Origin of the sequence: Planktothrix paucivesiculata PCC 9631 (assembly GCF_900009265.2) — a bacterium.
In the GTDB taxonomy this organism is placed as follows: Bacteria; Cyanobacteriota; Cyanobacteriia; order Cyanobacteriales; family Microcoleaceae; genus Planktothrix; species Planktothrix paucivesiculata.
On record NZ_LR735004.1, the window covers coordinates 126778 to 141163 of the forward strand.

General features: G+C 41.3%; 12 protein-coding genes. 5 read left to right on the top strand and 7 right to left on the bottom strand.

Annotated features, from left to right (window positions below; genetic code table 11):
* Positions 1–6 precede the first annotated feature (6 nt).
* On the bottom strand, positions 7–1083 hold the full coding sequence (locus tag PL9631_RS06750; protein ID WP_083618308.1) for an AOC03_06830 family ribosome hibernation factor: 1077 nt from the start codon (positions 1081–1083) through the stop codon (positions 7–9).
* Positions 1084–1230: 147 nt separating this feature from the next.
* Here PL9631_RS06750 and PL9631_RS06755 point away from each other — a divergent pair, with 147 nt between their 5' ends.
* Complete coding sequence (locus PL9631_RS06755; protein WP_083618310.1) at positions 1231–2613, top strand: flavin monoamine oxidase family protein; 1383 nt, start codon at positions 1231–1233, stop codon at positions 2611–2613.
* 67 nt (positions 2614–2680) lie between these two features.
* Here the strand turns inward: PL9631_RS06755 and gltS are convergent, their stop codons facing one another.
* The 4 genes from gltS to PL9631_RS06775 form a co-directional block, all read right to left on the bottom strand.
* Positions 2681–3889, bottom strand: a complete 1209-nt coding sequence (gene gltS, locus PL9631_RS06760) for a sodium/glutamate symporter (protein WP_083618312.1) — start codon at positions 3887–3889, stop codon at positions 2681–2683.
* Between the two features lie 205 nt (positions 3890–4094).
* Positions 4095–4382, bottom strand: coding sequence for a hypothetical protein (locus tag PL9631_RS06765; protein WP_083618314.1), 288 nt, complete (start codon positions 4380–4382; stop codon positions 4095–4097).
* 130 nt (positions 4383–4512) lie between these two features.
* Positions 4513–5151: a transposase gene (locus tag PL9631_RS06770; RefSeq protein WP_231516661.1), complete on the bottom strand. Its 639-nt coding sequence runs from the start codon at positions 5149–5151 to the stop codon at positions 4513–4515.
* A 51-nt stretch (positions 5152–5202) separates the two neighbouring features.
* The gene (locus PL9631_RS06775) at positions 5203–5757 is read right to left on the bottom strand and encodes a cold shock domain-containing protein (protein ID WP_083618317.1); all 555 of its coding nucleotides are present in this window, start codon (positions 5755–5757) and stop codon (positions 5203–5205) included.
* 168 nt (positions 5758–5925) lie between these two features.
* Between PL9631_RS06775 and acnB the strand changes: the two genes are divergently transcribed.
* The 4 genes from acnB (at position 5926) to PL9631_RS06795 (ending at position 10524) form a co-directional block, all read left to right on the top strand.
* Positions 5926–8529 carry a bifunctional aconitate hydratase 2/2-methylisocitrate dehydratase gene (gene acnB / locus PL9631_RS06780; RefSeq protein ID WP_083618319.1) on the top strand — a complete coding sequence of 868 codons (2604 nt, stop codon included), beginning with the start codon at positions 5926–5928 and terminating at the stop codon, positions 8527–8529.
* A gap of 129 nt (positions 8530–8658) precedes the next feature.
* Complete coding sequence (locus tag PL9631_RS06785) at positions 8659–8922, top strand: hypothetical protein (protein WP_083618416.1); 264 nt, start codon at positions 8659–8661, stop codon at positions 8920–8922.
* Between the two features lie 421 nt (positions 8923–9343).
* A complete protein-coding gene (locus PL9631_RS06790) occupies positions 9344–9865 on the top strand; it encodes a hypothetical protein (protein WP_083618321.1) in 522 nt (173 codons plus the stop codon).
* 32 nt (positions 9866–9897) lie between these two features.
* Positions 9898–10524, top strand: a complete 627-nt coding sequence (locus PL9631_RS06795) for a hypothetical protein (protein ID WP_083618322.1) — start codon at positions 9898–9900, stop codon at positions 10522–10524.
* 143 nt (positions 10525–10667) lie between these two features.
* Here the strand turns inward: PL9631_RS06795 and PL9631_RS06800 are convergent, their stop codons facing one another.
* Together PL9631_RS06800 and sat are read right to left on the bottom strand one after the other, a co-directional pair.
* Complete coding sequence (locus PL9631_RS06800) at positions 10668–12959, bottom strand: caspase family protein (protein WP_083618324.1); 2292 nt, start codon at positions 12957–12959, stop codon at positions 10668–10670.
* A 163-nt stretch (positions 12960–13122) separates the two neighbouring features.
* A complete protein-coding gene (sat, locus tag PL9631_RS06805; RefSeq protein ID WP_083618326.1) occupies positions 13123–14298 on the bottom strand; it encodes a sulfate adenylyltransferase in 1176 nt (391 codons plus the stop codon).
* Positions 14299–14386 lie beyond the last annotated feature (88 nt).

The following is a 14386-nucleotide window of genomic DNA, read 5'->3' on the forward strand; positions in this document are numbered from 1 at the left end:
CAAAAATTAGTATCGCAAAATTAAAGCAATTCCTTGGTGAGCCGAAAGCGCTCCATCGTCTACAATAGCTACCTCGCCGCCCTTAGCCAGCACTGCTTCGATAATTTCATCTACAGCATCGTCCATGACCTCCGTACCGCCGGCCGCTTCCACTAACTCCAGACCTCCGTTTTCAGTTAAGATGGCGGGGACATGGTAATTTTTTTCCACCAAAAGCAATTTGCCTCGACCTTCCTGGGCCAATCGCCAGGTTTCTTCAATGGTAGAAACCACCGCCTTAATTCCCATGGCCACATCTAAGGAGGCGAGGGCACTGGCTTGTTTGGCTTCGCGGACTGACTGAACAATTGGCCATACTTGGAGGCTGAGTTCAGAAAGACTGGCTCGATCAAAATTGCCACTCAGAGTCCCGGCGATCGCTGAAGTATATTGAGAAACCTCTTGGAAGAAGGAGACTTGGCGAACTACGCCGCCCACAATTAAAGGCAGTGACTCATCCTGGGCATATTCCGTGAAGGTACTATCCACCTGCTGAAAAAACCGACGATATCGGTCGTCGAGGTAAGCCGTATCCGCATCGAAGGGAATCGGGGCCGTCGCTCCCGGGCCAGTCATTTGCATCGGGAAGTTTCCGTCTTCAACTTCTTCTAGGGTTTGTCCCGTTCCAGCCAGTAAGCGTGTAGAGTTTTCGCTTAACAGAAAAACCCAATAGCGTTGATCTCGGTGTAACCCATAGACTAAATCCCGGGTAGCAAAGGTTTTATCAATCACAACCCGTGCGGGGACAGAAAAAGGCAGGTAATAGAGTTGGGCAAATTCATGACTCACATATAATGCTAATCCGTCAAGGGTATGGGGGTAGTTAATTTCACTCACCAAGGTATCAAGTCGATTCAACAAGGGTTCTAACTCTCTCTGAGAAAATTCTTCACCCAGGCGAGTTTTTGCCTCATCTACCAAATTTTTAACCCGAATGGGGTCTTGTTTATTATCCGGTGATGTCCGATGGGTCGGTAACAAAATTGAAACGGCAGGAACATTGATTAGAGACTGTAATTGCTTGAGATCTTGACGAGTGATCATTCTTTGTTATTGCCTTTTTCAAGTGATTTATAGATCAATGAACATATTAACATACAACCGAGCTATTACTGATGGAAAAACCTATTTTTTGTCAATCTAATTCTATAATCAGATCAATTTTATCAAGTCAATTTTAAAGCATTAACTATGTTAGAAACAGAAATTACCAACTATGACTGCATTGTCGTAGGATCTGGATTGTCTGGACTGATAGCCGCTCGTAACCTTCAAAGGGCGGGTCATCAGATTTTGGTTTTGGAGGCCCAGGATCGAATTGGTGGACGGATGTATGGTCAACAGATTGCACCGAATCAATATATTGATTTTGGAGGTCAATGGGTGGGGCCGACCCAAGATCGGTTTCTGGCTCTGTTAGATGAGTATAAAATCCCTCGCTTTCCTTCACCTTTAGAGGGAAAAACAGTATTTTTATATAATGGGCATCGGTCAGAATTTAACGGCTTCTTTCAAGGATTTGCCGAAGGAGAACGTCCTGAGATTAGTCAGGAAGAATGGGACGATGCGATCCAGGCTTGGCATCGTTTTGAGGAACTTTCCCAGTCTCTGCCCTTGGAACACCCCGGTCGAGAGCCTGAACATAAACGGCTCGATGCTCAAACCTTTGCCCAGTGGATCGGTGAAAATACCAAAACCGATTTTGGTCATTGGTACTTTTCCTACATGGTTCGTGCCGTTGGCTTCCTGGGGCCGGCCGAACCCGGTGAAGTCTCCCTGCTGCACGTCCTTTGGGGGAATCGTTGTGCCTCACAATCGGAGCATCCAGAAGCGGAATTGATCCATGGTGGGGCGGGACAGATTCCCGGGGTGATAGCGGCGGAACTGGGGAATCAAATCCAGATCAATGAACCCGTGGTCAAGATTAGCCAGGATCAAGTCGGTGTGGAAGTCACCACCGGGCAAAACAGCTATAAAGCCCAGTTTGTGATTGTCGCCATGCCGCCTTATCTCAGTGGTCGGATTAACTATGATCCGCCTTTACCAGCAACCCGTCAACAGCTTACCCAACGGTTTCCCATGGGAACCCTAGCCAAAATCCTGATTTCCTATGAATCTCCGTTTTGGCGGGAAAAAGGACTGGCGGGTGTGGGCATGGGTAACAGCCAGTGGATTGAACTATTTGCCGATAGCTCCGATCCGCGCAGTGGTAAAGGAGTGATTGCTACTTTTGTGATGGGCGATCACTATCATCACTGGCAGGTTTTAACTGAGCCTGAACGTCGTTCGGCTATTTTATCGGATCTGGCGGCTTATTTGGGGGATCAGGCCCTACTGCCCACCACCTTCGATGTTCTGGACTGGCCCGCTAATCCCTGGGTCGGGGGAGGATATGCCGCCTTTCTGCCGCCCGGTGTCTGGACAAATTTCGGGGATGCCATTGCCACCCCGGTGGGACGGATTCATTGGGCTGGAACAGAGATCGCCGAGCGTTGGCCTGGTTTTTTCGATGGGGCGGTGCGGACGGGTGAAGCGGCGGCGGCGGCGGTTATCGGTCGTCTTTCCGGGGAGTAACCAGCACCCATCGAATATATCTCTCTTTTTTGCCCAACTCAAGAGGACTTCAGCCCTGAAGGGCTGACTACGAGAGAAAATCGAGAAAATTTTGGATGATCAGGGCGTTGGCAATATCAATAAAAAAAGCGCCCACTAACGGAACAATAATAAAGGCTTGGGGTGACGCTCCAAAATTTTCGGTTACGGCGGTCATATTAGCGATCGCCGTGGGAGTTGCCCCTAATGCCAGTCCTGAATATCCGGCCGAAATCACCGCCGCATCATAGTTTTTGCCCATGACGGGAAACACGACAAAAATCGTATAAACCGTGATCATGAATAACTGCACCAGCAATAATAGGGCGATCGGCCCAGCTAAATCCACCAATGTCCATAACTGCAAACTCATTAAAGACATCGATAAAAACAAGCCCAGACTGACATCGGAGATTAACGCCAAAGCTGGAGTATCAGACGGCCAAGGAAAGCGTTTGAATCCCAAGGGGACAGTATTGGTGAGAATAATTCCAGCTAACAAACAACTGACAAAAATGGGTAATTTTAAACCCATTGCCGTGGCGATTAGATTAATTTCTAGTCCTAAAGTTATGGCAATAGCAATCACCAAAACGGAATTTAGCATGGTGTTATAGTCAATTGTGACATTTTTCTCATCTTCCTTGATGCTAATAGTTAAATCCTGATTAGGATTATTAGCTTGGAGTCGGTTTTTATTAATTAAAAATTTAGCGATCGGCCCTCCAATAATTCCTCCAAAGACTAAACCAAAGGTGGCACTCGCAATCCCTATTTCTGGCGCGTTGGCAATGCCATAGGTATCCCGAAAGAGGGGAGACCAGGCGATGACAGTCCCATGTCCGCCACTGAGGGAAACTGACCCCGCCAGCAACCCAATAGGCAACTTTAACCCCGTCAAGGCTGCGATCGCCACCCCGGTCATATTTTGTACAATCAAATAAAAGACCGCCGCGACCAACAAAATGAATAGGGGTTTGCCCCCTTTAATCAAGGTTTTCAGTTTAGCAGAAAGCCCTATTGTGGTAAAAAAAACAATCAATAAAGTATCGCGAATATAGAGATTAAATTCGATTTGCTGTTTAAAAATTCCATAACAAATCCCAAAAAACAAGGAGGCGAGGACACCTCCAGAAACCGCGTCAGGGATATTAAAATTCTGAAGGAATTTAATCTTTTTAGTTAAGTATTTTCCCAAATACAGGACTAAAATTCCCACAATAACAGTTAGGCGGACATCGAGTTGGATGATATTCATAGTTTCTAGGATTAACTATTAAGTTTTTGATTATACGTTAATTTGCGATCATCGTCATCACTGAAAATGATAGCCAATTTTAATTATTAATTATAATTTTTGATCCCAATTATTAGGATGTTTTCAAAAAAGCACAGGAGAAAACGATCGATACATTCTCCGAAATGTGATCTACGAATTCAGAAATCCTGAATTTTTGGGTAAATTAGAGGGTAGAAGTAGGGTGACAACTACTATAGTCTGGACAGTTAATAGCAGCTTCAGATAGGGCAATAGTTGGTTGTACCGGACATTTGAGGTGATAGTCCCCGGTAAAGAATATACAATGAGTACAAGGGATTTGGTGCATTTGTTTGGCTTGTTTCACCGTATTCCCAATTGCAGCCATAATACTGCAAGTCATCAAAATCAATAATCCCCAAGCCAAAACAAAGCAAGTCGGGACTAAAAAGGGTTGAATACTTTGAATGAGGGTTCGTAGCAATTCTAACACAATTATCCTCTCGTTTGTTATTTTAGACTTGATTTTAACCCAGATATTACTATGGGTCATCAGTTAATCAACGGGGTTAATCTTTTGTAACATATTACCGATCTCCCCTTCCAAGAAGCGATCGCACTCATTACCATTTAGAAGGATTATTAGGATGTAATTGATCATTTTCCCAAGATAAAGGATTATTTTGGACATATTCTCTAATTCTTTCTAAAGATTCATCATTTCTAATAATATGATCATAATAATTACGTTGCCAAACTGGATTTTTAGGTGTATCACGAATAATATTGATTTTCTTCGTTGTTGCCGATTTAAAACCTGCTATTAATGACGATAAAGATTTAGGTTTCATTGATATTTCTTGCTGTGATGATTGAATTTCCTGTAGGGGCGAACGGCCGTTCGCCCCTACGTCATTTGTATTAACATGATTATAATTATCAACATTTTGATTTATTTCCTGATCAATAATAATAATTCCATGAAAATGATTAGGCATAATTACAAATTCACCTAATTCAATTTCTTTTCTAATTTCTGCTGATTTTACCCATTCTTCTTTAACTAATCCTCCCAAATTATTTAACTCCATTTGACTATTAATAATATTTCCAAATAAACATTCACGTTGATAACAACAAATTGTAATGAAATAAAAACCTGATTGAGAATAATCATATCCTCTTAATCGAATGGATTGACGTTTATGTAGATCAGGATTGTATTTCATAATTTTAGATTTAATGATAAATGTTGATTCCATCTTGATTACATCGTAGGGGCGAACGGCCGTTCACCCCTACACCATTACAGATTAATTTGGTGCTTTAACCCATCCATTAGAAATAGCTTCTTGTTCCGTGCAAAACCATTTTTCACCATATTCAGGACTAATTACCGTAGATTCATAATCTTCCATTCCTGGAACATGATAATATTTTTTCCCACTATTTTGAGATATGTTGCCTTTGATTTCACAACCTGGTTTGATTACTGATTGAACTATTGGTGGCGAACTACTAGAAATAAAATTTTGTGCGATAATTGCAAAAAATCCCATTCCAATTAATCCAATAAGTTTAGCAAATAAATTATTATTTTTGTTTTTATTTCGAGTAGTATTTATTTTATTAGATAAAGATTTAATTTTAACGCCTTGAATCGTAGCAGAATTAGCTTTAAACTTACCATTATCTTCAATCTTTAATTCATAGATAATTGTATCTCCTATTTTGGGGCGACGACTTTGTTTAGGAATAGCACTTATATGAATAAAAACTTCTTTTCTATTGGTTTCTGATTTAATAAAACCAAAACCTTGATCATCTTTCCATTTAACTAAAATACCTTTATGAGTTTGACCTTTCATCAGGATTACCAAAATACAAATTTTTGCAATTTTAGTTTACCCATAACTTTAACCTATTTCCCAATCCCATTACAATAACCTGTAGGGGTCAACGGCCGTTGACCCCTACCCAACCATTAAGCCCTAAAATCACACCAATCAAACCATTATAGGAGAACACCCCAACCCATGCTACAAGCCTATCGTCAACACGCCGAAGAACGCGCCCAACTGGGAATTCCGCCGCTTCCTCTGAGCGCCGAACAAACCTCCGAACTCTGCGAACTTTTGAAAAACCCGCCGGAGGAGGAGAAAGAATTCTTGATGACATTGCTCAGAGACCGTATCCCCCCCGGTGTCGATGAAGCCGCCTATGTTAAAGCCGCCTTTTTAACCGCTATTGCCAAAGACGAAATCACCAGCCCCCTAATTTCCCATCAAGGCGCCGTTTCCCTTTTAGGGACAATGGTGGGCGGGTATAACGTCCAGTCCCTCATCGACCTGCTGAAAGTTAGGGATGAGAATATCGCCGCCGCCGCCGCCACCGCCCTCAGCAAAACCCTGTTAGTCTTCGACTCCTTTAACGATGTTTTGGCCTTAGCAGAAGTTAACCCCTACGCCAAACAGGTGTTAGACGCTTGGGCGGAAGCGGACTGGTTTATCGGACGTCCGAAACTCGCCAAAAGCATTACCGTGACTGTCTTTAAAGTTCCTGGGGAAACCAACACCGATGACCTTTCTCCAGCCCCCCACGCCACCACCCGCCCCGATATTCCCTTACACGCCCTAGCGATGTTAGAAAGTCGGATGCCCGGAGGCTTAGAAACCCTAGCTGAACTGAAGAAAAAAGGGCATCCCGTCGCTTATGTCGGAGATGTCGTCGGTACGGGTTCTTCTCGGAAATCAGCGATTAACTCCGTGTTATGGTATATTGGTAATGATATTCCCTACGTTCCTAATAAACGGTCTGGGGGCTATATTCTCGGGGGAAAAATTGCCCCAATTTTCTTTAATACGGCCGAAGACTCGGGCGCTTTACCGATTGAATGTGATGTCAGTAAACTGAATACCGGGGATGTGATTACTATTTATCCCTACAACGGTGAAATTACTAACGAAGCCGGAGAGGTGATTTCCACCTTTACCCTCAAACCCGATACGATTTTAGATGAAGTCCGGGCCGGGGGTCGGATTCCATTATTAATCGGTCGCAGCTTAACCGATAAAACCCGCGCCGCCTTGGGACTTGCACCCAGCACCTTATTTGTCCGTCCCTCCCTACCCGAAGACACCGGAAAAGGCTTTACCCTCGCCCAGAAAATGGTCGGAAAAGCCTGCGGGTTACCAGGTGTACGTCCGGGGACATCCTGCGAACCGTTGATGACCACCGTAGGTTCTCAGGATACTACAGGCCCGATGACCCGGGATGAGTTAAAAGAACTCGCCTGTTTAGGATTTTCAGCCGATTTGGTGATGCAGAGTTTCTGTCACACCGCCGCCTACCCCAAACCCGTTGACATCAAAACCCATCAACTATTACCCGATTTCTTCTCCACTCGTGGCGGTGTGGCGTTGCGTCCGGGGGATGGGATTATTCACTCTTGGTTAAACCGGATGTTGTTACCCGATACGGTGGGAACTGGGGGCGACTCCCACACCCGTTTTCCCCTGGGGATTTCCTTCCCGGCGGGTTCGGGGTTGGTCGCCTTTGCCGCCGCCTTGGGGGTGATGCCTTTGGATATGCCGGAATCGGTGTTAGTCAGATTTAAAGGAGAATTACAACCGGGTGTGACCCTACGGGATATTGTTAACGCCATTCCCTACGTTGCCATGCAGCAAGGCAAGTTAACGACGGAGAAGGCAAACAAGAAAAATGTTTTCAATGGTCGGATTATGGAAATGGAAGGCTTACCGGATTTAAAAGTGGAACAAGCCTTTGAATTGACCGACGCAACGGCCGAACGGTCTTGTGCGGGGTCTACGATTAAGCTCAGTCAAGAAACCATTGCCGAGTATTTACGGTCTAATGTTGCCCTCATGACTAATATGGTCGCCCGGGGTTATCAAGACGCCAGAACCATGATGCGACGGGTGGCTAAAATGGAACAATGGTTAGCAAATCCGGTGTTAATGACAGCCGATAGCGATGCGGAATATGCTGATATTATTGAAGTGGATTTGAACCAGATCAAAGAACCGATTGTGGCGGCTCCCAATGACCCCGATAATATTAAGTTAATGTCGGAATGTACGGGAGATAAAATTGATGAGGTATTCATCGGTTCTTGTATGACGAATATTGGGCATTATCGGGCGGCTGCTAAGATATTAGAAGGGGCAGCGAAAACGAATGTTCGTCTGTGGATTTGTCCCCCAACTCGCATGGATGAAAAGCAATTGCGGGATGAAGGAATTTATCAGGTTTTTGATGCGGTTGGGGCAAGAACAGAGATGCCCGGATGTTCCCTTTGTATGGGAAATCAAGCCCGAGTTGAAGATGGGGTAACGGTGTTTTCTACCTCAACTCGCAACTTTAATAACCGCATGGGGAAGGATGCGCGAGTCTATTTAGGTTCGGCAGAATTAGCGGCGGTTTGTGCGTTATTAGGACGCATTCCAACAGTTGAAGAATATCGGGAAATTGTGACCCAAAAAGTTGACCCGTTTGCGGCGGATTTATACCGTTATTTGAACTTCGATCAAATTGCCGGATTTGAAGATGAAGGTCGGGTAATTCCCTTAGAAGAAATGCCGAAAATTGAGGATATTTTGGGTATTCCGGCGTTGACCTAACCCCCCTAACCCCCCTTCCGGTGCGAGGGAATGGGGGGAATTGTTTTATATACTGGTGTTGTGACTAAAAACAATGATTGGGATCTCTTTCCCTTAAAAGCAATTAATCTTTTTACCTGGTTAAACAGCATGGATTTTTACACTGTTATTCTCAAAAAAAGTACAGATTATTGGGTTTCTTTGTGTTTAGAGAATCGAATTGTAGGACAAGGAAATACACCCGAAATATCCATTGATAAACTCAAGGAGGCCATTGATTCATGGTCAGAAATTTATGAAAATGAACCCGATATTTATATCAGTCCTATTTCTATTAATGAATTACATGAATTTCTCACTTTGGAAGATTCGGAGTCTTCAGACAGTTACGAGTTGAGAAAAGTTTATGCCTAAAAACGTACCTTCTTTGAAACCGAGAGCTTTAATTAAGATTTTAGAGCAAAATGGATGTCAATATATATGGAAACAATCTTTCTGCTATACTTTAGATATTGATCCTGCGACAATAAAGTAGTATAATTTTAGGGATAAGCGTAAAAAGATCATCTTTGAGGAATATATGGTGATTGTTGCCCACAAAGTTGACCCATTTAAGGAGATTGATACCGTTTCTCAATTTTGATGAGATTGCGGGTTTTGAGGATTTTGGTCGGGTGATTTCTGTAGAGGAAATGCCTAAGTTAGAGGAGGTTTTGGTGTAGTATGATTATTAGGGGGGTCTTAATGGACTCACCTTGATATATAATCAAATCATCTTTTAAGTAAACTGTTGTTATGTTATTTCAATCTACTAAATGTCCATAATTCTTTTAACATGAATGAAAATTTAGAAACAGAAAAAAAAGAAGCAAACATCCTTCCTGTCAATTCATTTGAATTAACAGATGGTTTTCCCTCGTCCGATTCAAATATTTCAGATTTAAAAATTATTAGTCAAAGTTTAGCTGAACGTGCCAAATCATCTAATAGTCTAGGAGAAATTAAAAACATCATTGATCTGTTTGAAGGAATAGAAAACACAAAAGAGAGGAGAATTAGACAAGATATTGTTAAATTAAAAATTCAAAATGAACAAAAGCAAACTGAATTTAACCGACAATTAGAATTAAGAAAGGAAAATGCTAAAATTTTTGCTAGTATTGGCAGTGTTGGCTTTGGTTTATATCTTTTTATAAGTTCTACTAATCCGTTACTAGCACCTCTATTTATTATACTTGGTTTAGCAGGAAATCTTCAATATAGTCTCAATGATATTGGAGAATTATGGAAAGCCATGACACAATCTACAAATGATATGCTTGAAACTTTAAAACCCAAAAATGATAAACGAAATTAATAATAATTAAAATTCAAACAGGAGATAAAACTATGTCAGAAGAACTTATCAAAGAAACTTTAGAAAACAATAAAACCAATAAAATGTTTAACTTGATTGTTGGTATTTGTCTTTCATTGTTAATTGTTGGTTTAATATTTATATTGATTTTTACAGATACATCTATAGAAATTAAACAAGTTTTAATAGTTATTATAGGTTTATTTTCTTTTGATACTTTAGATGCTTTTAGAAAAATATTAGAATCAAGAATATCCCCATTATCTATTACAATAAATAATAACAACAGTGTATTATATAGTGGTGATATTTATAATACAGAAAATAGAACTCACTATCAATCAATTGAAAATCAAAATCTTGCTGAGGTGGCGGCAGAAATTCAAAAGCTATTAAAGCAATTAACTCTAAGTAGTGATTTTAACGAAGAAAGTGAGAAACCAACTGAAAGTGAGAAACTTATGATGTCAGCTAAATTAGTTGAAAAAATTGAAGAAAATCCTTCTTTAAAACAGAGACTTATTAATGTTACAAAGGCTGGAGGAATTGCTGCACTTGAAACCGCAATAGGTATAACGCCAATAACTGGTTTAGTAATAGCTGCTATGCAAGGATGGAATGATAATGATATAACAACAAAGCAAGATACAACTGAATAGTAAGTAATTAAACTAAATTAATTTAATTGCTTTTTTGTGGGAAGTTGGAGAGGCGATCGCTTTTTTGAGGTATTGAAATGTGATCGCTCTTAACAACTCCTAAAAAACAATCAATTATAAGTTAAGATCATCTTCCGCAACTTCTAACCAACCCGATAAACAAAACTTAACGTCGCCCAACTATTAATATCCAGGGCTAAATCATCCGTAATCAGCCCCATTTTTTCTAAGGTAGGTTGACTACCTCGACCCAAATCCTGCAAAATTGCATCAGCCATCTCTAAAGGATTAGAAACTGAATTAAACTTTAAAAGTCCTTCTTTTTCCTTGAAATTCTTCTCGGAAATAGCTAAGGTTTCTATAAAGGGACTGGGACTTAAAATAACGTGAGTTTCTGCTAATCCTACTGGGCTTTTAACTGTTTCTCCTATAATTTCCGCCGAGGAATTTGCACTCTTAACATTAGCAGGAGGTAAACTTAAAGATTTACCCGGTAAAACCTGTTGTTGCTGAGGATCAAAACCTGAATTAAAAATATAAGTTTGTCCTTTACTATTAATAGAAAAAAGCAGAAAGTAAACCGGAAATTCTCCCTGATTTTGCAGTTTATATTGTAAACGACTTCCGATGGGAACCGTTACAATTCCTAGGGTTTCCGAAGCTGAAATAATAGATGGATTTGAACTAGAACTAGAATTAATATTTTTGGTTTTTTCTGAATGAATAGGATTAATTGTATTAATAATTCTTCCCTGGGTTTCCCGTTTGATTAAAACTTGGGATTGGGGGGCTAATAAATTTAAAGTTGCTCTGACTTTTAAAGATGAGGAACGCTCATTTTCTGTTAATCTTAATAACTTAATTGCTAAACGGGTTTTTAGTTGCGGAATTAACCGATGCACCGCAACTTTTACGGCTTCTCCTCCTTCGCCAACCGTATCGGGAAGTAAGACTAAACCCTTAGAAAATAAGCCATATCTACCCTGAAATAAAGGAGATAGGGGTGCATTTAAGGCTTGAGCAATCGTGGTATCCGTAACCCGACTCAGAACATAATCCGCAGGTTGATCACCTGCTACAATAGTCATCCGGGAAGCATCCGAAAAGGCGCTGGTTGCATCCACTCGTTCAATTCGAGATAATTGAGAATCTATAGCTATTTTTAAATCGATTTTTGTGGGTAAAATCCGAATTAATTCTTGCAGCTTTTGTCCGATTTCTAATAATGAGGTTGTATTCTTGGTTTTTATTTGAGCTTTAGCACTTAATCCTGTGCGAGAACGCAGTTGTAAATAGACAGGATTTTCTGAATTATCCGAATCTGATATAATTGTTAATACACTATTTAAACTATAGGAATCTAATACAAAAGGAGAAAGTCCCGTTAATAAAATTTTAGCTATTTTCCCATACTCATCAACGCCCGTGATCAGACCATCAACCGGACTAGAATTAACTAATAAATTCCCTAAAGAAAATTCCGATTCAGTTTTGCTATTAGACCCGGTTAATGTGCGTCGCAGTTGGGGTTGTTGATGGTCGCCAACAATTTGTTCCACTTCTGCGGCCACTCGACTCATCTGACTCGGTAAAGTCTGCCGTGGACTAGCCCCCCACAAGGTCTGGCTGAGGGTATAGGTAAACAATCCCGCATGAAAGCCATCCCAGCGACCTTCCGTGGCGATTTGGGAGGGTTTAGAAGCTGCTAATACCAAACCGGGTAATTGACCGGGTTTTCGTTGTTCTAATTCTGCACGGGAAATACCTAAATCCGATAATAATTTATTTTGTAACTCTAATTCTGGGAGATTAATTTTAACGGTTGGGGGACTGGGAACAGCGCGAATTTTTAGAGTCCCTTGTTGATGATATCCTGGATAGGTAAAGCTCGTATCTAAAATACTAATTACGTTAGAAGTTTTTAGCGATCGCAATAACAACCACAAGGTATCCTCTAAAATATCATTAACAATTTCCTGTTCTGCTAAAGCCGCATCAACAGGAAGAAAAGAATGCTGAATTTGAGATAAATTAGAACCCGAAATAGACCGAGGAATACAACTACCATAACCACTAAAATGAAACAGCACTAAATCCCCCATTTGAGCTTGTTGGATTAAATGGGAAATAAACGCAGATTCAATTTGATTGCGAGTGGCTGCTTGATCAGTTAATACCAGAATATCATCGGGTTGAAAACCAAATTTATACAATAACAAATTCCGTTGCAATTCCACATCGGTTAAACAGCCTTGCAACGGTTCTTCAATCCGATTTGTAGTTGGATATTGATTAATTCCAACTAATAGGGCTAACTTCCGTGGGGCTGGCTGTGCTAAGGCTTGATTCGTCTGATCATACAATCTTTGATTAATCCCCAGCGCAGCCAGAAGTAAGCCAGCCCGTTGTAAAAATTCCCGTCGTTTTAGTCCCATTACCAAAAGTCAGTAATCAGTGATCAGTAATCAGTAATCAGTGGTTAGACTTGCTACGGCGTATCTTTAACCCTTACCAATGATCAGGTCAGAATTAAAAAACAGCTAATCAACTATTAACTATAATATTAACTCTTACACTGATAACTGATAACTGAATCGATTACTGATTATTTGTTTTCATCGCTTTAATCAATTCGTTAGCAACTTCTGGGCGGGAAAATTCCGGCGGCGGTAATTCTCCCCGACGGAGTAATTCTCTGACCTTAGTTCCTGATAAATGAACTCGCTGTTCTGGGTTACTGGGACTGGTTTTGCTGGTAGCCATTCCTTCAGTTACCTTGCAGTAAAAAGCGTGTTCAAACATCATCGGAGTAATGCCTAATTCCCCGGGTTCAAACTCATCGAAAATATATTGAGCATCGTAAGTGCCATAATAGTCGCCCACCCCGGCATGATCTCGACCCACAATAAAATGAGTACAGCCATAATTTTTCCGCACCAGGGCATGAAAAATCGCTTCCCGGGGCCCAGCATAACGCATGGCGGCGGGATTAATTGCTAAAATAACCCGTTGTTTAGGATAGTAATGATCAATTAAAATTTCATAGCAGCGCATTCGCACATCGGCCGGAATATCATCGGATTTTGTCGCCCCGACTAAGGGATGCAAAAACAAGCCATCAACGGTTTCTAAAGCACATTTTTGGATATATTCATGGGCGCGATGGATGGGATTTCGGGTTTGAAATCCGACAATAGTTTTCCAGCCTTTTTCCCTAAACATCCCCCTGGATTCTGCGGGGTCAATTTGATATTTTGGGAAGTAGGGATGGGATTGACGCTCTAATAACCACACCGGGCCAGCGAGATTAACTCCCCCTTGATCATAAACCACCTTCACCCCCGGATGTTTTTCGTCCGTGGTGCGATAGACCTTCAGAGCTTCGGTTTCCTTGTCGTAGGAATATTTTTCGGTCAGTTCCAAAACCCCAACAAAATCACCCTCGGGGGAATCTAAACGCACCAAACTCCCTTCTTTTAGGGTTGAGGCGACTTCCTCCGATACGGACAAAGTAATCGGAATTGACCAAGGTAAACCATTGCTCAGGTGCATTTGGTTAACAACGGTTTTATAGTCCGCCTGTTCCATAAACCCGCTTAGGGGACTAAAACCCCCAATAGCGATTAGTTCTAAATCAGAAAGCGATCGCTCATCCAACTGAACGATAGGTAAATGTTCTGCTTTCTCCAAAAATTCCCGTAGTTGGTCAGGAGTTGCAATACGATTAATAAGATGTCCACCATGGGGAGCAATGGCGTCTAGTGATTGACTCAAGGATAACCTCTCTAAGCTAACTACAAAAATAGGGATTATTCAATTTTATTGATTTTCCTATCCTACTAGGATTTGTGCCAAAAAACTC

Bases quoted from the DNA above. Each gene is read 5' to 3' on its own strand.
- acnB (WP_083618319.1), top strand. From the start codon at position 5,926: ATGCTACAAGCCTATCGTCAACACGCCGAAGAACGCGCCCAACTGGGA.
- PL9631_RS06755 (WP_083618310.1), top strand. From the start codon at position 1,231: ATGTTAGAAACAGAAATTACCAACTATGACTGCATTGTCGTAGGATCT.
- PL9631_RS06750 (WP_083618308.1), bottom strand. From the start codon at position 1,083: ATGATCACTCGTCAAGATCTCAAGCAATTACAGTCTCTAATCAATGTT.
- PL9631_RS06790 (WP_083618321.1), top strand. From the start codon at position 9,344: ATGAATGAAAATTTAGAAACAGAAAAAAAAGAAGCAAACATCCTTCCT.
- PL9631_RS06795 (WP_083618322.1), top strand. From the start codon at position 9,898: ATGTCAGAAGAACTTATCAAAGAAACTTTAGAAAACAATAAAACCAAT.
- PL9631_RS06800 (WP_083618324.1), bottom strand. From the start codon at position 12,959: ATGGGACTAAAACGACGGGAATTTTTACAACGGGCTGGCTTACTTCTG.
- PL9631_RS06770 (WP_231516661.1), bottom strand. From the start codon at position 5,151: ATGGAATCAACATTTATCATTAAATCTAAAATTATGAAATACAATCCT.
- PL9631_RS06785 (WP_083618416.1), top strand. From the start codon at position 8,659: ATGGATTTTTACACTGTTATTCTCAAAAAAAGTACAGATTATTGGGTT.
- PL9631_RS06775 (WP_083618317.1), bottom strand. From the start codon at position 5,757: ATGAAAGGTCAAACTCATAAAGGTATTTTAGTTAAATGGAAAGATGAT.
- gltS (WP_083618312.1), bottom strand. From the start codon at position 3,889: ATGAATATCATCCAACTCGATGTCCGCCTAACTGTTATTGTGGGAATT.